Source organism: Microbacterium lemovicicum (assembly GCF_003991875.1).
GTDB lineage: Bacteria > Actinomycetota > Actinomycetes > Actinomycetales > Microbacteriaceae > Microbacterium > Microbacterium lemovicicum.
In genome coordinates this window covers 138,332-161,594 of the sequence record NZ_CP031423.1, presented here as the reverse complement: position 1 = coordinate 161,594, position 23,263 = coordinate 138,332, and the positions used below count along the sequence as shown (strand labels likewise).

Annotated in this window: 16 protein-coding genes and 1 pseudogene; 12 read left to right on the top strand and 5 right to left on the bottom strand. The window is 71.7% G+C overall.

Annotation, left to right across the window (positions count from 1 at the left end; all coding sequences use genetic code 11):
• The first annotated feature begins 64 nt into the window (after positions 1–64).
• Together CVS47_RS00770 and CVS47_RS00765 are read left to right on the top strand one after the other, a co-directional pair.
• Entirely contained in the window at positions 65–490 is a 426-nt protein-coding gene (locus CVS47_RS00770) for a GNAT family N-acetyltransferase (protein ID WP_127094374.1), read from the top strand.
• Entirely contained in the window at positions 487–1,473 is a 987-nt protein-coding gene (locus CVS47_RS00765; protein ID WP_127094373.1) for a pirin family protein, read from the top strand. The genes CVS47_RS00770 and CVS47_RS00765 overlap by 4 nt, the downstream gene beginning before the upstream one ends.
• A gap of 90 nt (positions 1,474–1,563) precedes the next feature.
• On the opposite strand, the gene CVS47_RS00760 is transcribed toward CVS47_RS00765, so the two are convergent.
• Entirely contained in the window at positions 1,564–5,142 is a 3,579-nt protein-coding gene (locus tag CVS47_RS00760; protein ID WP_164734573.1) for a S8 family serine peptidase, read from the bottom strand.
• Between the two features lie 137 nt (positions 5,143–5,279).
• On the opposite strand from CVS47_RS00760, the gene CVS47_RS00755 reads away from it, so the two are divergent.
• The 6 genes from CVS47_RS00755 to CVS47_RS00735 all read left to right on the top strand — a co-directional run bounded on the left by CVS47_RS00755 (position 5,280) and on the right by CVS47_RS00735 (position 11,131).
• Positions 5,280–5,885 carry an ECF transporter S component gene (locus CVS47_RS00755; protein ID WP_127094371.1) on the top strand — a complete coding sequence of 202 codons (606 nt, stop codon included), beginning with the start codon at positions 5,280–5,282 and terminating at the stop codon, positions 5,883–5,885.
• A gap of 2 nt (positions 5,886–5,887) precedes the next feature.
• Complete coding sequence (locus tag CVS47_RS00750; protein ID WP_241240222.1) at positions 5,888–7,708, top strand: ABC transporter ATP-binding protein; 1,821 nt, start codon at positions 5,888–5,890, stop codon at positions 7,706–7,708.
• The gene (locus CVS47_RS00745) at positions 7,705–8,490 is read left to right on the top strand and encodes an energy-coupling factor transporter transmembrane component T (RefSeq protein ID WP_241240221.1); all 786 of its coding nucleotides are present in this window, start codon (positions 7,705–7,707) and stop codon (positions 8,488–8,490) included. Before CVS47_RS00750 ends, CVS47_RS00745 begins: the two co-directional genes overlap by 4 nt.
• A 76-nt stretch (positions 8,491–8,566) precedes the next feature.
• Positions 8,567–9,946, top strand: coding sequence for an HNH endonuclease signature motif containing protein (locus tag CVS47_RS00740; protein ID WP_127094370.1), 1,380 nt, complete (start codon positions 8,567–8,569; stop codon positions 9,944–9,946).
• A 122-nt stretch (positions 9,947–10,068) separates the two neighbouring features.
• Positions 10,069–10,206, top strand: a complete 138-nt coding sequence (locus CVS47_RS16720; RefSeq protein ID WP_164734572.1) for a hypothetical protein — start codon at positions 10,069–10,071, stop codon at positions 10,204–10,206.
• Between the two features lie 16 nt (positions 10,207–10,222).
• Positions 10,223–11,131 carry an SMP-30/gluconolactonase/LRE family protein gene (locus CVS47_RS00735; RefSeq protein WP_206502699.1) on the top strand — a complete coding sequence of 303 codons (909 nt, stop codon included), beginning with the start codon at positions 10,223–10,225 and terminating at the stop codon, positions 11,129–11,131.
• A 39-nt stretch (positions 11,132–11,170) separates the two neighbouring features.
• On the opposite strand, the gene CVS47_RS00730 is transcribed toward CVS47_RS00735, so the two are convergent.
• Both CVS47_RS00730 and CVS47_RS00725 read right to left on the bottom strand, forming a co-directional pair.
• Complete coding sequence (locus tag CVS47_RS00730; protein ID WP_127094369.1) at positions 11,171–12,334, bottom strand: acyl-CoA dehydrogenase family protein; 1,164 nt, start codon at positions 12,332–12,334, stop codon at positions 11,171–11,173.
• Between the two features lie 159 nt (positions 12,335–12,493).
• Positions 12,494–13,498: a M15 family metallopeptidase gene (locus CVS47_RS00725; protein WP_164734571.1), complete on the bottom strand. Its 1,005-nt coding sequence runs from the start codon at positions 13,496–13,498 to the stop codon at positions 12,494–12,496.
• 108 nt (positions 13,499–13,606) lie between these two features.
• Here CVS47_RS00725 and CVS47_RS00720 point away from each other — a divergent pair, with 108 nt between their 5' ends.
• The gene (locus tag CVS47_RS00720) at positions 13,607–14,683 is read left to right on the top strand and encodes an Rv2578c family radical SAM protein (RefSeq protein WP_127094367.1); all 1,077 of its coding nucleotides are present in this window, start codon (positions 13,607–13,609) and stop codon (positions 14,681–14,683) included.
• Between the two features lie 9 nt (positions 14,684–14,692).
• On the opposite strand, the gene CVS47_RS00715 is transcribed toward CVS47_RS00720, so the two are convergent.
• Positions 14,693–16,825, bottom strand: coding sequence for a DEAD/DEAH box helicase (locus CVS47_RS00715; protein ID WP_127094366.1), 2,133 nt, complete (start codon positions 16,823–16,825; stop codon positions 14,693–14,695).
• Positions 16,826–17,136: 311 nt separating this feature from the next.
• On the opposite strand from CVS47_RS00715, the gene CVS47_RS00710 reads away from it, so the two are divergent.
• The 3 genes and pseudogenes from CVS47_RS00710 to CVS47_RS16875 form a co-directional block, all read left to right on the top strand.
• Positions 17,137–17,745 (top strand): antibiotic biosynthesis monooxygenase, encoded by a 609-nt coding sequence (locus CVS47_RS00710; protein WP_127094365.1) that lies wholly within the window; start codon positions 17,137–17,139, stop codon positions 17,743–17,745.
• A 2-nt stretch (positions 17,746–17,747) separates the two neighbouring features.
• On the top strand, positions 17,748–18,704 hold the full coding sequence (locus CVS47_RS00705) for an aldose 1-epimerase family protein (RefSeq protein WP_206502698.1): 957 nt from the start codon (positions 17,748–17,750) through the stop codon (positions 18,702–18,704).
• A 178-nt stretch (positions 18,705–18,882) separates the two neighbouring features.
• A pseudogene (locus CVS47_RS16875) lies at positions 18,883–19,566 on the top strand (DUF998 domain-containing protein); the annotation flags it as partial.
• Positions 19,567–19,736: 170 nt separating this feature from the next.
• Here the strand turns inward: CVS47_RS16875 and CVS47_RS00695 are convergent.
• Positions 19,737–23,234, bottom strand: coding sequence for an efflux RND transporter permease subunit (locus tag CVS47_RS00695; RefSeq protein WP_206502697.1), 3,498 nt, complete (start codon positions 23,232–23,234; stop codon positions 19,737–19,739).
• Positions 23,235–23,263 lie beyond the last annotated feature (29 nt).

Genomic DNA, 23,263 nt, shown 5'->3' with positions numbered 1-23,263 from the left:
CATCGTGCATGGCGGAACACCGCTGCGGCGACCTACGGTGGACGCAGCGAAGAGAGGACTTCCCGTGACCCAGCCCAGCGCACCCGTGACCGTCACCCGCAACGAGGAGGCCGGCCGCTACGAGATCCACGTCGGCGACGAGCTCGGCGGGTTCTCCGAGGTCGAGCTCGACGACGAGGGCCGGTGGGTGTTCCCCCACACCGAGGTCGATCCGGCCTTCGCGGGGCACGGTCTCGGCGGGAAGCTCGTGGGCGAGGCGATGGCGGATGCTGCGGCCCACGACGCCACGGTGGTGCCGCTGTGCTCGTTCGTCGCCACGTACCTCCGCGGGCACGAGGTCGCCGGCCTGCACATCGACTGGGCCGCGGCCGGCCGCGACGAGGCGGGCAACCGCCCCCGCGCGGACGACCGCGACGCCGGTGCCGACGGCGGTCCGGCGGAGCGCGGCGCCGGCGCAGCCGGCAGCGGGTCAGGCGGCTCGGGCGTATGACCCGGCTCGACGTCGACGCGGAGTCCGTGTCGGAGCCCGCCCCGCACGGTCTCGGCCCGCGGACGGTGCTGCTGGAGAGCCGCGAGGTTCCGCTCGGGGGCGTGCGCGGGATGTCCGTGCACCGGGCGCTGCCGCAGCGCGACCTGCCGATGGTGGGCGCCTGGTGCTTCCTCGACCGCTTCGGGCCGCAGGAGACCCGGATGCGGGTCGAGCCGCATCCGCACATCGGTCTGCAGACGGTGACGTGGCCGTTCGTCGGCGAGGTGCGCCATCGCGACACCGTCGGCAGCGATGTGATCGTGGCCCGCGGAGCCCTGAACCTGATGACGAGCGGCGCGGGCATCGCCCATTCGGAGTATTCGGTCGGCGACGGGCCGGTTCCCTTGGACGCGCTGCAGCTGTGGGTCGCCCTCCCCGAGAGCCGGCGGCACGGCGGGCCGGCATTCGAGCGGCACGAGGCGCTCCCCGAGATCGCGCTGCCGGCGGCGCACGGCGCGGACGGCGTCGCGACGGTCGTGCTCGGGGAGCTCGGCGGCGCGGTGTCGCCCGCCTCCGCCTTCACCCCGATCGTCGGCGCGGAGCTGCACATCCCGGCCGGGTCGCGGGTGCGGATCCCCCTGCATGCCGAGTGGGAGTACGCCGTGGCCGGCGTCTTCGGCGAGGGCGTCGCCGCCGTGGATGCCGACGAGTCGCTGCTTGTGGATGCCGCGCATCTGCTCTACCTCGGCTCCGGGCCCACCGTCGTCGAGGTCTCCGCCGAGGCGGACACGACGCTGTTCCTGCTCGGCGGCGAGCCGTTCGAGGACGACATCGTCATGTGGTGGAACTTCGTCGGCCGCTCCCACGAGGACATCGTGGAGGCGCGCGACGCGTGGGAGGCGGACTCGCCGCGCTTCGGACACGTCGTGGACCACGGCGCCGAGCGCATCCCCGCGCCGCCGCTCCCGGGCGTCCGGCTGACCCGGCGCCGCCGCCGGCTCTGACGCCACGACCTCGACGGATGCCACGGCGCGCGCCGCGGCATCCGCTCACGCAGAAGCGCCCGGGCCGGAGCCCGGGCGCTTCCGTGTCGATCAGCGCAGGACGAGGAACCCGGTCAGGCCCCACGACGACTGCACGCTCTCACTGCCGGCGTAGGTCGCGACCACCACGTGGATGCCGCGCGACTGCGTGGGCAGGTTGAACGTCACGGCACCGTCGGCCAGCGTGCCGGTGTAGGTCTGCGAGCCGACCCAGATGGTGACGCTGCCGGTGGCGGCCTCCCCGCCCGACGGGGTCACCTTCACGGTGACCGCGTAGGGCTGCGAGGACGAGCCGATGTACCTGTTCATGCTCACGGTCGTGCGCGAGGTGTACTTCACGAACACCTCGTTGCTGACGGCCGTGCCCGCGTTGGGGTTGCCCGCCGCGGTCGCGGTGACCTGCACCGACAGCTTCGTGCCGACGTCGCCCTGCGCGACCCGGTAGCGGGCCGACGTCGCGCCGTCGATCGGCTCGCCGTTGCGGAGCCACTGGTAGGCGACCGTCACGTCGGCCGGATCCCAGGTGCCCGGGGTCGCCGTGAGGGTCTTGCCGACCTGCGCCGTGCCGGTCACGGACGGAGCCACCGTGGCGACGGGTGCCGCCGGGCCGCTGTCGACCGTGAGGATGGTGCGCACCGCGGAGTCGCCGTAGCCGACCACTCCGAGGTAGCGCGTCTCGGCCTGGAGGCCGCTCCACGACAGGGTGTAGGTCGCCTGCTCGCCGCGGACGACGGGCAGCGGATCGGGCGTCGCGGTGAGCGACCCCTCGCCGCCGGGGGTGACGATCGCCGTGGTCATGTCCCACGTCATCGGCACCGGCGTGGCGTACATGTCGACCTCGACGAGGTAGTACCCCGCGGTCGGGTCGTTCAGCGTGACCTGCTCGTCCGCCGACGCGGTGGCCGAGGTGAACTTCTCGTAGTAGCGCGTATCGGTGGGGCTGACGATGCGGTACACGTTCAGGTCGAGGTCGGTCCCCTCGGTGTCGTCCGAGGAGTCGAGGTCGAACTGGGCGAGCGTCGCACCCTCGGGCACCTCGGTGATCCAGGTCACGAGGCCGTTCTCATCGCCCGAGTCCTGGTCGCCGGAGTGGCCCTCGACCGGGTGGGTCGGGTCGGTGAGCAGCGTGACCGGCGCAAGACCCGAGAGGTTCAGCGCGAGGTCGCCCGTCAGGCCGGCGTCGATGGTGACGTCGGTGCTGCCGGTGATGCCGGTGCCCTGCACCTCGGCGGGGGCGTCGGCCGTGACCGGACGCACCGCGATCGGCGAGCGGACATCGGTCGTGCCGTCGGTCCAGGTGAGCGAGCCGGTGGCCCACTCCTCGACCGGCGCGGTGGCGTTGGAGAACGTCACCTCGAAGGACTGCGCCTCGCCCGCGGCGCCGAACGTGAGCGTCGAGGGGCTCACCGTCACGTCGACCCCCGGGACCTCGGCCGACACGGTGTAGGTGCCGGGAGCGGTCGCGGTGAGGGTGCGGGTGAGGGTCTGCTCCTTGGAGAGCGTGCCGATCGCGAGCGACGGGAGGTTGAGGTCGCTCGGGTCGATCGGGTCGACGCCGAAGTCGGCGAGTCCGAGACCCTGCAGGTAGGCGCGCCAGTCGCTCACGCCGTTCAGGTACAGCAGTCCAGGATCGAGGAACTTCTTCGCGTCGACCTGGCCCGCGCCCTGGGCGAACGGGTCGGTGTTGGTCGATCCGTCGCCGTTGAGCGTGTCGTAGGCCGTCGTCATCATGGCCGACTTGATCTCCGCCGGCGGCGCCAGCGGGTGGGCGGTCAGATAGAGCGCGGCGAGACCGGCGATGTGCGGCGCGGCCATCGAGGTGCCCGACAGGAAGTTGTACGTCGTCGGGGAGCCCAGCGGGTTGTTCGTCGCGGCGAGGATCGCCACACCCGGTGCGGCGATGTCCGGCTTGAGCACGTCGCTGCCGTCGGCGAGCATCGGTCCGCGGCTCGAGAAGCCCGCGACGACCGGCGTGGGCGTGGTGACGCCCGTGGTGTTCTCGCCGACCAGGGTGGCCGTGGCATCCGCGGTGCTGCGGACGTAGTCCAGCAGCGGCGTGCGGTACTGCGCGTCGATGTGGACGGTCGGCACCGCATGGAAGTCGTTGTCGACCGAGCTCGGGGTGACGTTGACCAGGATCATGCCGATGCCGCCGGCCGCCTTGACGACGTCCGACTTCTCGGTGCGCGCGTTGGTGCCGCGATCGCAGACGACGATCATGCCGGCGACCTTCGCCGGGTCGAGCGAGTCGGGGAAGCAGAGCGCGGCGTTCGCACCCGCCGTTCCCGCCGCAGCGACGTCGCCCGCGTAGACGACCGGACCGGTGACGTTCTGACCGGCCGGCACGGACACCGAGGCGCCGGCGGCCTGGAAGCCGTTCGGCAGCTGGACGGTGCCCTCGTAGGTCGGGATCGTGGATGCCGCGACCGTCGTGTACCAGGGCGACGCGTGGTCGGCCGTGGACGCTCCGGGTCCGGAGTTGCCGGCGCTGACGGAGACGAAGACGCCCGCGACGGCGGCGTTGTAGAAGGAGATGTCATCCGGCTGCAGGACGCTCGTGGCCGAGCCGCCGCCGATGGAGTAGTTGATGACGTCGACCCCGTCGGCCACGGCCGCGTCGATCGCGGCCAGCAGGTCGCTCAGCGCGCAGATGTCGTCGGTGTTGTCCGCGGGGTCGGGACCGTCGTAGCAGGCCTTGTACGCGGCGACCTTGGCCGCCGGGGCCACACCCGAGATGAGGCCGAAGTCGACGCCGTTCACGGATGCCGGGACGTCGTGGTTGCCCGCGGCCGTGCTGGCCGTGTGCGATCCGTGCCCTGCACCGTCGCGCGGCGAGAGGATGTCGTACTGGAAGTCGAACCCCGCCGCCGCGGCGCCCGTGGTGAAGTACTTCGCGCCGACGATCTTGGTGGAGTAGTCGTCGGCGCTCCACTGCGCGCCGTCGACGCGCTCGCTGCGGAACTCGTTGCCGTCGCTCTTCTGGAACACGACGTCGTTGCCGTCGAGGTAGGGCTCGTCGCCCGGGGCCGTGCCGAGCGGGTCGCCGGCGAACGATGCGTTCTCGGGGGCGATGCCGGTGTCGACGACGCCGACCACCACGCCCTTGCCCGCGCCCTCCGTGCCGCCGAGGCGGCTCCACACGCCGTTGTCGCCCTCGAGACCCAGGAACTCGGTCGACGGGACGGCGTCGGGGTGGCGGATCTCGTCGGGGAAGACGCCCTTCACACCGGAGATGCCGCTCACCTTGGCCGCCTGCTCCGGCGACATCTTCGCGCTGAAGCCGTTGAGCGTCGTCTGGTACGTCTCGAGGGTGTCGACACCGCTGGCCGCGGCGACGTCCTCCTGGCGCTGCTCGAGGAACGCCTGGTACTCCTTCACGTCGACCGACTGGCTGTCGAGTCGCCGCCCCTCGTCGGGACGGGTCGGCGCGAGGCCGGCCTCTCCGCCCGTGTAGGTGGCGACCGGGTCCTCGTCCAGCAGCACGATGTAGTTGCCGGTGGGCGACTCGATCGGCGCGGGCGGCGGCGCGTCCGGGGCGGGTGTTGCGGCGAATCCGGCCGAGGCGGCCGATCCGGTGAACAGCGCGGCGAGTGTGACGACCGCTGCTGCTCGCACGGTGTTGCGAACCATAGTCATGCGCTCCTAGAGGTGGGGAGGAAGCGAAACCGCACGACGACGTACGGTTCACGCAAACCTAACTCACGGTTTTCACTCAGGGAACGAGATCGGGTGAGAAGGTGATGAGAGGCCGCGGATAGGCTGAGCAGGTGGCCCAGCGAACCCGCATCTCGACGAGCGTTCTGCTCATCTGCGCCGCGATCGGGGTCGCGACAGGCGTGGCGGGCGGGGTCGCGGGCTGGGTCACGGTGCCCGTGCTTGCCGCACTGCCGGTGGTCTACGGCTTCCTCCTCGGCGTCCACGTGCTGCCCGGGATCATCGCTCAGGAGCTGCTGCGGATGCCGTGGGTCGCCCTCACCGCGCACGCCCTGGCCGCGCTCGTCTCCAGCGCGATCGCACCGATCTACGCCGCGCAGTTCCTCGGCACGGCGCTGCTCTTCGGGGCGATCCAGGAGCTCGTCGCTGCGGCGGTGCGCTACCGGTCGTGGGCCGCGTGGCGCTTCTTCGTCTCGGCGCTCGTCATCGGCGTCGTCGTGGCCGCCGCCGTCTATTTCGCCGCGCATCTCTCGACCCTCCCCGGCTGGGCGCAGATCCTGTACCTCGTGCTCTCCGTGCTCGGCCCCGTCGCCTGGACCGCCGTCGGGCTGGGGATCGGAGCCGGGCTGCGGCGCGCGGGCGTCGGACGCTCCGGGGCCGGTCGTTCCGGCGGTGGTCGTTCCGGCGCAGGGAGGACCGGCGTCGGCCGACGCCGCTGACCGTGGCCGCGGCATCCGCTCGTCCGCCGCTGCTGAGCGTGCACGACCTCGCGATCACGCACGACGGGGAGTCGGTGCCGACGCCGGCAGCGGCGTCGTTCGAGGTCGCCCACGGCGAGGTGGTGCTGCTGCTCGGACCCAGCGGATCGGGCAAGTCGACGCTCGCCCTGGCGCTGAACGGACTCATCCCGCACGACCTCCCCGCCGACCTGGACGGGCGCGTCGAGGTCGACGGACTGAGGACGACCGACACGACGGTGGCCGTGCTCAGCACCCGGGTCGGCATGGTGTTCCAGGACCCGGACGCGCAGCTGGTCACGGGCACGGTTCTCGACGAGGTGGCGTTCGGACCGGAGAATCTGCGGATGCCGGTGGCCGAGGTGCTGCAGAGGTCGGAGGCCGCGCTCCGTCGTGTGGGGCTGTGGGAGCGGCGGGCCGAGAACCCCGACCGGCTGTCGGGCGGCGGGCGGCAGCGCCTCGCGATCGCCTGTGCACTGGCGATGGGGTCGCCGCTGCTCGTGCTGGACGAGCCGACCGCCAACCTCGATCCGCGCGGAGTCGACGAGGTCTACCGTGCCCTCGCCGAGGTCGTGGCCGACGGAGATCGCGCCGTGGTGCTCATCGAGCACAACCTCGACGCGGCGATGCACCTCGTCGATCGCATCGTCGCCCTCGACCAGGAGGGCCGGGTCATCGCGGACGGCCCGGCGCGGACCCTCCTGCAGGATCGCGCCGCCGAGCTGCACGCGCAGGGCGTCTGGCTGCCCGCATCGACGCTGGCGGCGCTGCGGCTGCGACGGGCCGGGTGGGTCCTGGACCCGCTGCCCCTGGACCCGGCGGAGCTGCGGAGGGCGCTCGAGGGCGAGGCGGGGCCGGTCGGGGCTGCGGGTTCCAGCGGGCGAGCGGGCGTGCCCGACGCCGGTGGTGCGGGTTCCAGCGGCGCGGGGGCTGGGGGTCCTCGCGGCGCGGGGGCGATCCCGAGGGAGGCGGCGGGTCTCGACGCCGGCGAGCGTCCCGATCAGGCGGCCGTCCGCGTGCGCGGGCTGTCGCTGAAGCGCGGTCGAGCCGAGGTGCTGCGCGACATCGACCTCGACGTCGCCCGCGGCTCGTTCACCGCGGTCGTCGGCGCCAACGGCGCGGGCAAGACGTCGCTCGTCCAGGCGATCGCCGGGGTCAACCGGCCGCCCCGGGGCACCGTGTCGGTCGGCGGGCTCGACATCGGCCGGGCGGGCATCCGCGAGCTGAATGCCGCGATCGGCTTCGTCTTCCAGAACCCCGAGCACCAGTTCGTGGCTCACAGCGTCCGCGACGAGCTCGCATACGGACTCCGCCGGCTCCGCCTCTCCGGCGACGAGATCGACGAGCGGGTGTCGCGCATGCTCGATCGCTTCGGACTCGCGGCGAAGGCGGACGCGCATCCGTTCCGCCTGTCGGGCGGGCAGAAGCGGAGGCTCTCGGTCGGCACCGCGCTCATCGCCGGCGCCCCGGTGCTGGCGCTCGACGAGCCGACGTTCGGTCAGGATCGCGCCCGCGCCGAGGAGCTCCTGTCGATGCTCGCCGATCTGCGCGCCGAGGGCACGACGGTCCTCGTCGTCACCCATGACATGCAGCTCGTCACCGAGTACGCCGACCACGTGATCGTGCTCGCCGGCGGCGAGGTGGTGGCCGCAGCATCCACATCCACGGTCTTCGCGGACGATGCGCTCATCGCCGCGGCCGGCCTCTCGCAGCCGCCCCTCCGACGTGCCTTCGCGGGCCTGACGCGGCATCCGTCCCTCGCCCCTGTGACGCGGCTCGCCGACCTTCCCGGGGGTGACCGGTGACGTCCGTGGCCGAGAAGCCGGGCGCGGCGGGCGGGGTCAGGTTCCTGAACGGCCTCAATCCGCTGGCCGCGCTGGCGGCCCCCGTGCCGGCGATGGTCGCGCTCGTCTTCGCTCGGGATGCCACGACCCCGGCCGCGTTCCTCGTGCTGGCCGTCCTCGTGCTCCTCGTGGGCGTGCGGCTGAGCGGGCGGCTGCTCGCCGCGCTCCTGGCGCTGCCGGTGGTCGTCGTCGTCCTGGGTCTCGGGTTCTCGCTGTGGACGGATCCGGCCGTGGTCGCCCAGACGCCGGTGGTGTGGGGGGCGGGAGCGTGGCAGGTGCGCGTCGGCGCCCTGGAGATCGGCCTGTCGACCGGTCTGCGGCTCGCGGCGATCGTCGCGCTGAGCCTGATCCCGGGGCTGTCGATCGACGGGACCGACCTCATCCGCGCGAGCGTGCAGCAGCTGCGGGTGCCGTACCGGATCGGCTACACCGCCCTGGCGGCGCTGCGCTTCGTGCCGCGGTTCGGCCACGAGCTGGAGGTCATCCGACAGGCGCATCGCGTGCGCGGCGCCCACGCGGGCCGTGGCCCCTTCGCGGCGATCGGGCGGTGGTGGGGCTACATGATCCCCCTGCTGGCCGGCGCGATCCGGCACGCGGAGCGGGTCGCCCTGGCGATGGACGCCCGCGCGTTCGGCGCCCATCCCGATCGCACCGAGCGGCATCTCGTGCCGTTCCGCGCAAGGGACGTCGTGTTCGTGCTGCTGTTCTGGGCAGTGACGGCGGGGCTGTTCGTGGTGCTCTGAGGGTCACCGAGGCGACCTGCCCGATCGACGGCATCCCCGAGGCGGGAATGTCGGAACCCCTGGTCAGAATAGGTTCATGACCGATCGCCGGCCACCCGACTCCCTCCCCACCGAGGAGGAGTCAGTCATGCTGTCCGAGCTGGTCACCACCCTCCAGCAGGCGCATCGCACGATCGGCGCCCTGCAGGCGCTCGAGGCCCAGCTGCTGTCTGCGGCGGTCACGCTCGCGGAAGAGCAGGCGTCGCGCCGACCGGCGGGCACCGCCGAATCCGACCTGCCGCTCCGGTCCATCGCCGCCGAGCTGGCGGCGGCACTGCGCGTGAGCGATCGCACCGTGCAGCGACGGCTGTCCGATGCGCACGTCGCCGTCGACCGGTTCCCCGCGGCGCTCGCCGCCCTGGCCGACGGGCGCATCAGCCGCGCCCACCTGTCGGTGATCGTCGACGCGGGGCTCGGCATCGACGAGGCCGAGGCGCGGGCGACCTACGAGGCCCGTGCCGTCGAGAAGGCCGCGCACGAGACACCCGGGCGGTTGCGTGCCATCGTGCGGGCGCTGGCTGAGGATGCGCGGTCGCGGTCGATCGCCCAGCGTCACGCGGAGGCGCGCCGGCTGCGCCGCGTCGTCGTCACCGATCTCGACGACGGCATGGCGGAACTGCTCGCCGTGCTGCCCGCGGCTCTCGCCCATGGCATCCACGACCGTCTCACCCAGATGGCGCACGCGACCACGAAACACGGCGCGTCTGCGGAGGGATCGGATGCGGACAACGGGCACGATGCGATGGCCGGCGCGGAGTCGGGCAGCGGCGAAGGCCCGATGACCGACGAGGAGGCCCGCGACGGTTCACCGGCAGTCGACACCGACGACCCGCGATCCATCGACGAGCGCCGCGCCGATCTGCTGTGCGATCTGGCACTGACGGGCCTCGCCCATGGCCACGGTGACGGACTCGATGCGATCGTCGCCACGGTGCAGGTCACGGTGTCGGTGGTCACGCTCGCCGTCGGCGACGGGCGGCCGGCGATGCTCACCGGCCACGGGCCGATCGACGACGACACCGCTGCGCGGCTCGCCGCGGCGGCACCCGCGTGGGACCGCCTGCTCGCCGATGCCTCGAGCGGAGCGGTGCTGGCCGTCGACCAGTACCGCCCATCCGAAGACCTGCGGCGGTTCCTCCGTGCACGCGACGAGCGATGTCGATTCCCCGGATGCGGGGTGTCCGCGCGGCGGTCGGATCTCGATCACACGAAGGATGCTGCGCGGGGCGGTGCGACGGCGATCGAGAACCTCGCGCACCTCTGCCGACGACATCACGTGCTGAAGCATCAGTCCGCGTGGACCGTCGAGCAGGCCGGCGGTGGGGTGCTGCGGTGGACGAGTCCGACGAAGCGCATCTACCTCGACTCCCCCGCGCCGGTGGTGCGATTCGTCGCCGACGACCCACCGCCGTTCTGATCGCTTCGATAGATCTGAATGAAGATCCGCGCCACGGTCGGGAATGGGCTCGACGCCGGGATCGGGATCTCGGGCGCGATCCGTCCGATCGCGGCGCGCACACCCCTCGCTAGCCTGGACCCATGCGGCAGGTGACGAGGACGTGGACCATCGCCGGCACCCTCCCCTCCCTCGCCGCAACCGTCGGACTCGGCGTCCTCTCGCTGGTGCTCGCCGCCCGGCAGCGACCCGCGAGCGTCGACGTGTTCCGCTCCGCCTGAGACAGAGAGAGCACCCGTGACCGATCCCCTCCTGCCCGACGGCACCCGCATCGACCGACTCGCCACGGGCGGGATCTGGACCGAGGGCCCCCTGTGGATCCCGGCCGATCGCACCGTGCGGTGGAGCGACATACCGAACGACCGCATCCTGCAGTGGAGCGCCGCCACGGGCGAGACGTCCGTGCACCGACAGGGTGTCGAGTTCACCAACGGACGCGCACTCGACATCGACGGCAGCGTCATCCAGTGCTCGCACGGTCACCGCCGCCTCGAGCGCGAGTCGCCTGACGGCACGGTGGAGGCGATCGTCTCCCACTGGAACGACGCGCGCCTCAATTCGCCCAACGACGTCGCGATCGCCCCCGACGGGTCGTACTGGTTCACCGATCCCGATTACGGCATCGTCCAGCCGAACGAGGGACACCCCGGCGCGCGCGAATACGGCGGTCGCTTCGTCTTCCGCTGGTCACCGGCCGACGGGCTGACCCCCGTCATCACCGACATCGACCAGCCCAACGGCATCGCCTTCTCGCCCGACGGTCGCACGGTCTACGTGACCGACACCGCCGCCGGCCTCGACGACGGCCCCGGCCACTGGATCCGCGCCTACGACGTCACCGGCCCCGCACAGCACGCGAGCACCGGCGCCGCGCGCGGCCGCACCTTCGCCGTCATCGAGGTGGGCCTGCCCGACGGCATCGCCGTCGACGAGCACGGACGCGTGTGGTCCTCCGCGGGCGACGGCGTGCACGTGTTCGAGCCCGACGGCACCGAGATCCGCTTCATCCCCGTGCCCGAGGTCGTCTCCAACGTCTGCTTCGGCGGCGACGACGGCACCGACCTCCTCCTCACCGCCACGACGAGCCTCTACCGCCTCCGCACCTCCACGCGCGCCGCGTCGCGGCCGACAGGCTCAGCGAACTGACGACGACGGATGCCGCGGCGCGAGCCGCGGCATCCGTCGTCACTTCCGGCCGGTCACCCGCCGGGCGACGATCTCGCGCATGATCTCGTTCGTGCCGCCGTAGATGCGGTGCACGCGGGCGTCGAGGAACGCGCGGGCGATCGGATACTCGGTGATGTAGCCGTAGCCGCCGAAGAGCTGCACGCAGGTGTCGAGGATCTCCCACTCGCGCTCGGTCGACCAGAACTTGACCTTGGCGGCCTCGTCCGGCGACAGCTTCCCCTCGGAGTACAGCATCATCGCGCGATCGATGTAGGCCCACAGCACGTCGACCGTCGTGGCGACGTCCGCGATCTTGAAGCGCGTGTTCTGGAAGTCGATCACCGGCTGGCGGAACGCCTCGCGGCTCGCGGTGTACTCCAGGGTCCAGTTGAGCGCGGCCTCGGAGGCCGCCGCCGCGGCGACGCCGATCGACAGCCGCTCCAGCGGCAGGTTCATCATCAGCTGGACGAAGCCCTTGCCCTCCTCGCCGCCGATGAGGTTCTCATCGGGCACGAAGACGTCGCTGAAGCTGAGCTCGGCGGTGTCGTGACCGGCGAAGCCCATCTTGTGGAGCTTCTTGCCGTGATCGAACCCGTCCATGCCGTTCTCGAGGATGAGGAGGCTGAACGCGTCAGGCCTGTTGCCTTCGCCGGTCTTGACGAACGTCACCACGATGTCGGCGGTCTTGCCGGAGGAGATGAACGTCTTCGCACCGTTGACGAGGTACCCGCCGTCGACCTTCTTCGCCGTCGTCGAGATGCCGCGGAGGTCGGAGCCCGCGCCCGGCTCGCTCATCGCCAGCGCGCCGAGCACGTCGCCCGTCGCCATCCCCGGCAGCCACTTCTCCTTCTGCGCCTGCGTGCCCATGTGCACGAGGTACGGCACGGCCAGGTCGTCCTGGATGCCGAAGGCGCCCGCGAGCGACCCCGCACCGGCCTTGATGATCTCCTCGTTGACGACAGCCCGGAAGCGGTAGTCCTGCAGCATCCCGGCGCCGCCGAACTCCTCGGGAACCGACAGGCCGATGATGCCCGACTCGCCGGCGGCCTTCATCGTCGCGCGGTCGATCTCGCCCGCCGCATCCCACTGCTCGCGCTTCTCGTTCGTGACGAAGCGCTTGACGAACTCCTTGACGACCTCGCGGAACGCCTCGTGGTCCTCGTCGTAGATCTCGCGGTCCATGCCCGGTCCTTCCCTCCCCGCCGCGCGGAGACATCTCGGTGGCGGAGGCCGGAACGGCCGCGGCGCCTGCGGCGATTCTATGTCTCCGAATCGATGGACGAGCCGGGGAAATGGCATTCCATCCCACTCATCGTGGGACTGGGTGTCGGGTGTCGGTGCTCAGTACGTCGGCGCCGCGGGCAGCCCGAAGAACTCCTCCAGGCTCAGCCAGCCGCCGTCGTGATAGGCGCGCGCCAGCTCCGTGCCGATGTAGCGCAGGTGCCAGGGCTCCGGGATATAGCCGGTGGTGTCGGTGCGTCCCGCCTCGTAGCGGACGATCCACCCGAATCGCCAGGCGTTGGCCGCCGTCCACGCGCCCTGCGGAGTCGCGGCGAGGTCGTCCAGCGTGCCGCATCCTCCGCCGTCGCACGCCACGACGTCGGCCGCCAGGCCCGATTGGTGCTCGCTGTATCCCGGACGGGCGACCGATGCCTCGACCTCCGGTCCGCCCGAGCCGAAGTTGTTCTGCTGCGTGATGTAGGAGCGGTAGCCGCTCTCGAGGGCGATCTCGCCGGCGCCCTCCGCCGCCGCGGCGGCGACCAGCGCCGACAGGGCGGCCGCCGCATCCGATCGCAGCGTGCCGCCCTCGATGCTGCGCACACCCGCGGGCAGCTCGCGCGGCGACGGCTCGTAGTCGACCGGCTGGAACGGGCGGGTCTTGTTGACGACCGTCCACACGTGCCCGGGATCGGACAGCGACACGCACGGCAGCGTTCCGGTGGCCACGCCCTGGCGCAGCCCGTCAGGACCACCGGCGGCGACGATGACCGCGGCGTCGTCGCCGGCGGCCAGCTCGGCGGTGACCGTCGCGTCCGCGCACAGGTCGACGGCGGCGACGGAACTGCCGACGATCGTCGGGGCGGGGAGGGCCTCGGCCTGCGGGGGAGCGGGTGAGGCGACGAGTGCCGACGGCGTGGCGGTGGACGCGGATGCCTCGGCCACCGGACCGGCAGTGAGCACCGCCGATACGGCGACGGTCGTGCCCACGACCAGGGCGACGGCCATCGCCAGCGCGAAGATCAGCCGCACCCGGGCGGCGCGGCGTCGGCGGGCGGCGCGCTCGACGTCACGCGCGGGAGGGTGCGCGCGACGAGAGGTGCCAGCGTGCGGATCGGGTGCCGTCACGCTCCCATTGTGAACGCCGGGACGCGACCGCGCGATCGGGCTGGCGCGAGCTTCGACGCGCAGGCCGACGCGCTTGACAGACATTCGTACATCTGTTCGTATAGGTCCATGCGTTGGCAGGGACAGGAACTCGGGGTGCCGGATGCCGCCGCCCTGCCCGGACTCGAGCGCATCGACGGTCTCGTGCGATCGGTCACGACGCCCGACTTCGCCGGCATGACCTTCCACGAGGTGATGGCCAAGAGCGCCCTCAACAACGTGCCCGGATCATCGGGCATGCCGTTCGACTGGACCGTGAACCCCTACCGCGGCTGCAGCCACTCCTGCGTCTACTGCTTCGCGCGCGGCACGCACGAGTACCTCGACCTCGACGCGGGACGCGACTTCGACTCGCAGGTCGTCGTGAAGGTCAACGTGGCGGAGGTGCTGAGCAAGGAGCTCCGGCGCCCGTCGTGGCAGCACGAGCCCGTCATGCTCGGCACCAACACCGACCCGTATCAGCGCGCGGAGGGCCGCTACGCCCTCATGCCCGGCATCGTGTCCGCGCTCGCGGAGTCGGGCACCCCGTTCTCGATCCTGACCAAGGGCACGCTGCTGCGGCGCGACCTGCCGCTGATCACCGAGGCCGCGGCATCCGTCCATGTCGGACTCGCGATGTCGATCGCGATCTTCGACGACGCGCTCCAGCACGCGATCGAACCCGGCACGCCGTCGGCGAAGGCGCGCCTCGACACGGTGCGGGCGGCGACGGAGGCGGGGTTCCGGGTGACGGTGTTCCTGATGCCGATCCTGCCCCACCTCACCGACTCGGTCGCGGCTCTCGACCATGCGCTGGACCTCATCGCCGCAGCCGGGGCGTCGCGCGTGGTCTTCGGCGCGCTGCACCTGCGGCCGGGCGCGAAGCAGTGGTTCATGACCTGGCTCGAGCGGGAGCATCCCGACCTCGTGCCGGCGTACCTGGGGCTGTACCCGGGTGTGGCGTCATACGCGCCGAAGGGCTACCGGACGTGGCTGACCCAGCGGGTCAGGCCCCTCCTGCGCCGGCATCGCCTCGACGGATGGGCCGAGGAGGACGGCGCGCGGCGGGCGCCCTCGCCGGGGCTCGCCGCACGCACGGCGGCGGCCCGCGTGGTCACGACCTCGAGAGGTCGTACCGCGCAGACCGCCGCTCCGATGCTGTTCTGAGGACGTCGCTCAGCGGGTGAGCTCGGCGTCGGTCGGCAGGGTGCCGGCCAGCTCGTCGATCACGTCGTCGCCGACGCGGGCCTCCTCGAACGGCGCGTCGATCTCGGCGCGCTCGAGCATCTCGGTCATGCGACGGCGGCGCTGACGCGGGATCAGCGTGACCACGCGTCCGACCGCGCCCGCGCGACCGGTGCGGCCGGAGCGGTGCAGGTACGTCTTGTACTCGTCGGGCGCGTCGGCCTGGACCACGAGATCGATGTCGTCGACGTGGATGCCGCGGGCCGCGACATCCGTGGCGACGAGCACGCGCACGCGGCCCGAGGTCAGACGCTCGAGGTTGCGGGTGCGCTTGGCCTGGTTGAGGTCGCCGTGGAGGGCGACTGCGGGGATGCCGGCGTCGGCGAGGTCGTCGGCGAGCATCTCCGCGTAGGCGCGGGTGCGCGCGAACACGAGCGTCTTGCCGTCGCGATCGACGAGGCGGCGGAGGATCTCGCCCTTCTCGCGGTGGTCGATCACGAGCACGCGATGGTCGATCGTGCCGGTCTCCTGGGTCTCGCCCGCGACCTCGTAGACGGCCGGGTTCTCGAGGAACTCGTCGACGACGGCAGCCACCTCGCGGTCGAGCGTGGCCGAGAACAGCAGCTTCTGGCTGCCGCCGGGCGTGTGGCGCAGGATGCGCTGGAGCGGCTCGAGGAAGCCGAGCTCGCTCATGTGGTCGGCCTCGTCGATCACGACGACGCGGACGTCGGACAGGTCGAGCTTGCGCTGATCGATGAGGTCCTCGATGCGGCCGGGCGTGCCGATGACGATGTCGACGCCCTTGCGGAGCGCTCCGATCTGACGGCCCTGGGGCACGCCGCCGTAGATCTGCGTCGTGAACAGGCCCACGCTGCGGGCGATGGGCTGCACGGTGCCGTCGATCTGCAGCGCGAGCTCGCGCGTCGGCGCGAGGATCAGCGCGCGCGGCCGACGGCCGTACTCGCGTCGTCCGCCGCCCTGTGAGCGGAGCACGCGCTCGACGAGCGGTGCGCCGAAGGCGATGGTCTTGCCGGAGCCGGTGCGGCCGCGGGCCAGGATGTCGCGACCGGCGAGCACCTCGGGGATGGTCGCGGCCTGGATCGGGAACGGAGTCGGAGCGCCGAGGTCCACGAGGACGCCGGCGATGTTCTGCCCCAGACCGAGGTCGGTCCAGCCGATCTCGGTGGTCTCCTCGGCCTGGATGGCCTGCGCCTGCAGGCGCTCGTGGACGACGTCGACCGCGTCGCGGTGCGTGCCGGCCGTGCGGGCCTTGTCGTCCCACGAACGCGAGGGCCGGTCGTCACGACGGGCCGGGCGGTCGTCGTGGCGCGCGGGGCGATCGCCGGCCGAGCGGGCCGGGCGGTCGTTGAACGGACGCGCCGGACGGTCGGCGAACGGACGGGCGGGACGCTCGTCACGACGGGCGGGACGGTCGTCACGACGGGCGGGGCGCTCGTCGAACGACCGAGCCGGACGTTCATCACGACGGGCGTGGCGCTCATCGAACGACCGAGCCGGACGATCATCACGACGGGCGGGGCGCTCGTCGAACGAGCGCGCGGGGCGATCATCACGACGCGCCGGACGCTCGTCGAACGAGCGCGCGGGGCGATCATCCCGACGCGCCGGACGCTCATCGAACGAGCGAGCCGGACGATCATCACGACGGGGACGGTCGTCGAAGCTGCGCGCGGGGCGATCGTCACGACGCGGACGGTCGTCGAAGCTGCGCGCGCCCGCACCCGCGCCCGCGGGGCGGGAGGCGTGGTCGCGGATGCCCCGCGCCTCGTCGCGCCCGGCGCGCTGGTTGGAGGTCCAGCGGGCCTTGGGCGCCGCGCCCTCCTCCTCGGAGCGGTAGCCGCGGTGGCCGGCGCTGCGGCTGCCGGCCTTGGCCGCGCCGCCCTTCGCCGATGCGGGCTTCGCCCAGCCCGCCTTCGAGCCGCCCGAGCGGGCGGGGGCACCGGAGCGGGCAGGGGCACCGGAGCGGGCGGAGCCGCCCGCCTCGCCGCCGGCGGCGGCAGCGCCGTTGAAGCGCTTGCGGTCCTGGTACGACGACTTCTTCTCGCCGTAGCGCGGCTCGAAGTTCGGTCGTCCGGTGGAGGTCTTCTTCTTGGGGTTAGCCATTGTTCTTCCTGTTCTCACAAAGCAGGAACAGCACTCCGAGACTCCGCAGGGGAGTGGATGCACGCGCAGACGCGAGCGGCTTCTTGAGGCAGAAGCAGAGGAGCATGCCGGACGCTGCTGGCCGGCGGGGGCCGTTCACTGGATGGTCGTCGGGGCGGATGCGCCCCCACCATCGGCCCGCTGGGACTCACAAAAGCATCCGCGGTTGGCCCGCGGTGTCCGGAGCCGACTCTCCATGGTAGCGGAGACCCCTCCCCGAACCCTGAGAACCCGTGCAACGATGGCGGAGCCGGATCGGATGGAATGGACGCATGACAGATGCCCCCATCACCGTCGCCATCGAGCGGCGCATCGATCCGGAGCAGGCGTCGGTCGCGACGACCTGGATGCAGGCGGGAACCGACCTCGCGGCAGCGTTCGACGGCTTCCTCGGGTCGGGGTGGGTGCGCGCGGGCGAAGGCAGCGACCTCTGGTACATGCTCTACCGCTTCCGCGACATCCCGACGCTCGAGGCGTGGGAGCAGTCGACGCAGCGCAGCTGGTGGCTCGATTCGGGCCGCCCCTTCGCGCGCGAGGTGCGCGTCGAGCGGCGCAGCGGCATCGAGGGCTGGTTCGACGCCCCGTTCGCGACGCACGTCGAGTCGCGGACGGCCGGCTCTCCGCTGGAGGCCGCGACCACCGGGCCGATCGTGCAGCCCATCCCGGCGGCGCCCCCGCGGTGGAAGCAGGCGGTGACGATCTGGCTCGGCTTCTTCCCCGTCAACCTCCTCGCCTCCTGGCTGCTGGGCTTCGTGCCGGGGTTCGTCGAATGGCCGCTGGTCGTCCGCGTGCTGCTGACGACCGTCCTGCTCACCCCCGTGATGACGTACCTGGTCCTACCCTGGGTGACACGGCTGCTCCGGCCGTGGCTGCAGAGGTGATCATGACGACATCCATCCCCGCCGACCCGACCGGCCGGCGCTTCCACCTCGTCTCGCCCGACGGACGGGTGACCGCCCAGGTGGCGCAGGTCGGAGCATCCCTCCGCTCCCTCGAGGTCGATGGAAGAGCGCTCATCCCGCCGTATCCCGACGACGTGCCCACCCCGTCGGCCTCGGGCATCACGCTCGTGCCGTGGCCGAACCGCATCCGCGACGGCAGGTGGACACAGCGCGGCGAGACCCGGCAGCTGCCCATCACCGAGCCGAAGACCGGCAGCGCCTCGCACGGGCTCCTGCGGTTCATGCCCTATCAGCCGACGGATGCCGCGGCCGACATGTCGGCGACGGCATCCTCCGTCACCCTCGCGGCGACGGTCTTCCCGCAGACCGGCTACCCCTTCCACCTCGAGACGACCGTGCAGTACACCGCGACATCGGACGGCATCGCCGCCGTCCACCGGCTCACGAACGTCGGACGCGAGGACGCGCCGACTGCCCTCGGCATCCACCCCTACTTCTGCCTCGGCGGCGTCGACACGGCCGACCTCGCGCTGACGGTCCCCGCGTCGTCGTTCTTCGAGCTCGACGACCGGCTGCTCCCGATCGCCGAGCGCCCGGTCGATGCGGTCAACGACCTGCGCGCTCCTCGCCGCGTGGGCGATCTCGACCTCAACGTGGCCTACGGCGAGATCGCCCGTGACGACGACGACCGGGTCCGCTGCGCCCTCGAGGCGCCCGACGGGCAGCGGGTCACCCTCTGGCTCGGCGCCGGGTTCAACCACGTGCAGGTGTTCACGATGAACACCTATCCCGGCCATGAGCTCGCCCTCGCGCTCGAGCCGATGACCGCACCGCCGGACGCGTTCAACTCCGGTCAGCACCTCCGCTGGCTGGCACCCGGCGAGACCTGGAAGCTGGAATGGGGGGTGGAGCATACTCCCCCCATCGATCACTGGTAGGGAATGCACACCGGTCCGGAGCAATCGCTAGCGGAATATTCAGGGGAATCCGGTATTGTCTGGGCTAAGAGTCGCACTGGGGACGACTAACGATCGATCAGTGGCCCCGACCACGGATTCGGCGAGAGGCGTCGAGGGGAATCCTTGATCGGAGCACTGTTGGCGAAGTGGTGCACGAATGACTCTGGTTCTCTCTCCGACGGCCCCCGGCCATCCTCCGCATCCGGCGACCGCTGAGCGCGCCCCGATGGCGACGGTGGCGGAGCCGCTTCCGGCGACCGCCGTCGGCCTGCACCCGCGAGCCGACCCCGAGCGCACCCCGGCCGTCCAGCTCTTCGTCGGCATCTCCGTGCTGCTCGTCGCCGGCATCGGCACGGCCATCCTCACGGCTCCCGACCACCAGTGGTGGTACCTCTACTTCAGCCAGCTCGGCACCGTCGCGGTGTTCTCGGGCTTCTCGTTCAACACCACGCTGCTCGCCGCCGGCATCCTGATCTTCCTGCTCTCCCGCCGCGTCCGGCAGGAGATGCGCGAGCACTCCGCGCGCCGCCGCACCCACCGTCGCGGCCCCGCGCTCGTGTCGGGCCTCATCGCCTCCCTCGGTCTCCATCTCGCCGTCGTCGGTCTCGTGCCGATCAACACGGTCAAGCCCGTGCACGACCTGGCCGCGCTCGGCATCACGTTCTCGTTCCTCGTGCTGCTGATCGTCACGCCCATCTACGTGCCCGGCCTGCGTCGCCGCCTCGTGCTGAAGAACGTGCCGACCGGCATCCTCCTCGTCGGCGGATTCGTCATCATGACGTGCGGCGTCATCAACCTCACGCTTTTCGAATTCATCGCCTTCGCGTCGATGTTCCTCTGGCTCTGGCTGTTCTTCGGCCACATGGCGCCCGCCCGCACCACCGAGCGCGCCGCCCGCCGCCGTCTGCGCCGCGGCCTGTCGATCGTCGCCGCGGCGCCCGTCGTCACCGCCGACGCCGCGCGCACTTTCGTGTGGTCCGCGGTCGGCGCTCCCGCCGCGACCTCCGCGACCTACGTCGTGGCGTCGCCGTCGGCGTCGGTCCCGCTCCGCGGCTCGCGCGTGTCGTCCACCGCGCCCGACGTCGTCGCCTCGGAGGCGTCCACGACCGCGCTGTCCGCGCCGGTCCCGGCCGTGCCCGCGCTGCTGACGTCGATCCCCGAGCCGGTCGCCGCCGTTCGCGCACCAGTCGGCGCCGTGCCCGTCGTGGTCGCGCCGGTCGCCGCTGCATCGTCGCCGGTCGCGACCGTCGGTGCCGCGGCATCCGTCACGCCCTCGTCGTCGTGCTCGACGACGGCGACCGATGACGTCGTGCGCCTGCGGTCGTCCGTCTCGAGGATGCGCCTCTCCCGGCGCGTCCCGGGCACGCCCGCGATGACACGTCCGCCGTCGAGGCCGTCGAGGTCGACGCCGCCGGCTGCCTCGCGATCGCCGCGCCTGCGGGCGGTCCTGCGCTCGCGCGCCCCCTCGACCAGGTTGTAGAGCGTCGGCAGCACCACCAGGGTCAGGACGGTCGAGGAGATCAGTCCGCCGATCACGACGATCGCCAGCGGCTGGGAGATGAACCCGCCGTGGCCGGTGATGCCGAGGGCCATGGGCGTCAGCGCGAAGATCGTCGCCAGCGCCGTCATGAGGATGGGCCGGAGCCTGCGTGAGCCGCCGGCGATCGTGGCGTCGTGCGCCGACAGGCCGCGCGAGCGGTACTGGTTCACGAGGTCCACGAGCACGATCGCGTTCGTCACGACGATGCCGATCAGCATCAGCACGCCGATCAGCGACGCGACGCCCAGCGGCACGCCGGTCGCGATCTGCAGCAGAATCGCGCCGGTCGCGGCGAACGGCACCGACACCAGCAGCAGCAGCGGCTGACGCAGCGACTTGAAGGTCGCCACCATCACGATGTAGACGATGAGGATTGCCGCGAGGAGCGCCAGCCCGAGCTGCGAGAAGGCGTCCTGCTGCTGCGAGAGCACGCCGCCGACCTCGGCGCGTGCACCCGTGGGCAGCTCCGTGTCGGCGAGCGCGGTGCGCACCGTGGCGGAGGCGGCGTTGAGGTCGTTGCCTGAGGGCGTGGCGGTGATCGTCGCCGTCCGCTGGCCGCGCTCGGTGGTCACCGACGTCGGGCCCTCGCTCTGCTGCACCGTCGCGACGTCGCCCAGCGTCAGCGCACCGGAGGCCGACGGAATGCTGAGAGCGCGCAGCTCGTCGATCGTCAGCGGGACCTGCGAGGCGGCGAGGTAGACGGTGAGACCGGTGCCGTCGATCTCGACGGTCCCGATCCGCTGCGGCTGCATGGCGCCCGAGACGATGCCGCCGACCGCGACCTCCGACAGGCCGAGACCCGCCGCCTTCGCCCGATCGACCTGCACGGCGATGTAGGGGAGGGAGGCGGCGAGATTGCTCGTCACTTGGCCGATGCCGGCCTGCCCGCTGACGGCGGACAGCACGGCGTCCGTGGCGTCCTGGAGGCTCTGCTGGTCGGGCGCCGACACGTCGATGGCGATGTCGCTCGAGCCGAATCCGCCGCCGGATCCCGCGACGGTGAAGGTGCCGGCATCCGGTATCGCCGACACCTCCTCCTGCACGCGCTCGCGCAGAGCGACCTGATCGACGCCGGAGTCGGTCGTGATCGAGTAGGTGATGCCGGAGGAGCCGCCGCTGAACGCGTCGCGCAGGGCCGAGCCGCTCGAGCCGATCGACACCTGCACGTTCTCGACGCCGTCGATGGCCCGCAGCTTCTCCTCCACGCCCTTGGATGCGGCGTCCTCCGCATCGAGGCTCGGCGCCGGGCCGACGTCCTGGGTCATGGTGAAGGTGTTCTGGCCGGAGTCGCCGAGGAAGTTCGTCTTCATCAGCGGTGCCACGGCGATGGTGCCGCCGAGCACGACGACGGCGGCGATCAGCGTGATGGCCGAGTGACGCAGCGTCCAGCGCAGGATCGGGAGGTAGGCCTTCTGCAGGCGCGTCGGCGCGGCATCCGGAGACTCGGCGTCGATGGGCGCGCCCTGTGCGTCGCGCGCGACCTTGCCCGGCCGCAGCAGCCAGAAGGCCAGCACCGGCACGATCGTCAGCGCCACGAACAGCGAGGCGACCATGGCGATGGTCACGGTCAGCGCGAACGGACGGAAGAGCTCGCCCGTGACGTCGCCGACGAAGGCGATCGGCAGGAACACCGCGACCGTCGTGATCGTCGACGCGGTGATGGCGGCCGCGACCTCGCGCACCGCGAGCTTGATCGAGGCGAGCTTGTCGGCGTCGCCGACGTAGTGCCGCTTGATGTTCTCGATCACGACGATGGAGTCGTCGACCACGCGCCCGATGGCGATGGTGAGCGCGCCGAGCGTGAGGATGTTGAGCGAGTACCCGAACGCCTGGATGCCGATGAAGGTGATCAGCACGCTGGTCGGGATCGAGATCGCCGTGACCAGGGTGGAGCGCACCGAGAGCAGGAAGAGCAGGATCACCAGCACCGCGAAGACGAGCCCGAGGAGCCCCTCCTGGGCGAGCGAGTCGATGGACTGCTGGATGTAGGGCGCCTGGTCGAACACGACGGTGAACGTCGCTCCGCCGAGGGACTGCTCGAGGTCGGGGATGGCGGCCAGCACGCCGCGCGAGACGTCGACGGTGTTGGCGGCGGGGAGCTTGGTCACGGCGACCGTGAGGGCGGGCTCGCCGTTAACCCGCGAGATCGAGGTGACCGGGTCGGTGTCCTGCGTGACGGAGGCCACCTGGCCGAGTGTGAGGGCTCCGGCCTGGAGCTGCTGCGCGTCGGTGGGCACCAGCGGGAGTGCGGACAGCTCGTCGAGCGTCGTGATCTTCAATCCGGTCTGCACCGTCAGGGTCTGGTCGCCCTCGGTGATCGTCCCGCCCGGGAACAGCACGCCGTTCTGGTCGAGCACGTCGCGGATCGCCTGTGTGGAGTAGCCGGCCGCGGCGAGCGCGGTCTGATCGGGCGTGATCGTGACGCGCGAGCCCTGGCCGCCGACGATCTGCGCCGCGTTGACGCCGGCGACGTCCTGCAGCTCGGGCAGCACCGAGGCCTCGAGCTGCTGCTGGATCGTCTTCTCGTCGCTGTAGCCCGTGACGGCGAGCTGGATCACGGGGAAGTCGTCGAAGCTCGCCGAGATGACGTTCGGCTCGACGCCGCTGGGCAGGGTGCTCTGGATGCGGTTGATCGCCTGGAGGATCTTCTGCTCTGCGGTCGCCAGATCGGTGCCGTAGGTGAACGACGCCGACACGATCGAGGCGTTCGTCGTGCTCGTCGCGCTGCTGGACTCGAGGCCCGGAACGCCCTGGATCGCCGTCTCGATCGGCGTCGACACGTCGTTCTCGACCACCTCGGGCGACGCGCCGGGGTAGTTCGAGACGATCGCCAGCTGCGGGAACTCGATCGACGGGATGAGCTCCTGCTTCAGGCTGGTCAGCGCGATGCCGCCGAAGATCGCCGCGACGATCGTGATGAGGGCGATGAGCGCGCGGTTCCGCAGGCTCAGGAGGGCGAGATTCGACACGGTCGACCTTCGATGATTGCGGCAGGGCG

What these genes read in the sequence shown, in the direction of transcription:
- CVS47_RS00705 (WP_206502698.1), top strand. Translation starts at nt 17,748, where the DNA reads ATGACGACATCCATCCCCGCCGACCCGACCGGCCGGCGCTTCCACCTC.
- CVS47_RS00740 (WP_127094370.1), top strand. Translation starts at nt 8,567, where the DNA reads ATGACCGATCGCCGGCCACCCGACTCCCTCCCCACCGAGGAGGAGTCA.
- CVS47_RS00715 (WP_127094366.1), bottom strand. Translation starts at nt 16,825, where the DNA reads ATGGCTAACCCCAAGAAGAAGACCTCCACCGGACGACCGAACTTCGAG.
- CVS47_RS16720 (WP_164734572.1), top strand. Translation starts at nt 10,069, where the DNA reads ATGCGGCAGGTGACGAGGACGTGGACCATCGCCGGCACCCTCCCCTCC.
- CVS47_RS00710 (WP_127094365.1), top strand. Translation starts at nt 17,137, where the DNA reads ATGACAGATGCCCCCATCACCGTCGCCATCGAGCGGCGCATCGATCCG.
- CVS47_RS00720 (WP_127094367.1), top strand. Translation starts at nt 13,607, where the DNA reads ATGCGTTGGCAGGGACAGGAACTCGGGGTGCCGGATGCCGCCGCCCTG.
- CVS47_RS00760 (WP_164734573.1), bottom strand. Translation starts at nt 5,142, where the DNA reads ATGGTTCGCAACACCGTGCGAGCAGCAGCGGTCGTCACACTCGCCGCG.
- CVS47_RS00730 (WP_127094369.1), bottom strand. Translation starts at nt 12,334, where the DNA reads ATGGACCGCGAGATCTACGACGAGGACCACGAGGCGTTCCGCGAGGTC.
- CVS47_RS00765 (WP_127094373.1), top strand. Translation starts at nt 487, where the DNA reads ATGACCCGGCTCGACGTCGACGCGGAGTCCGTGTCGGAGCCCGCCCCG.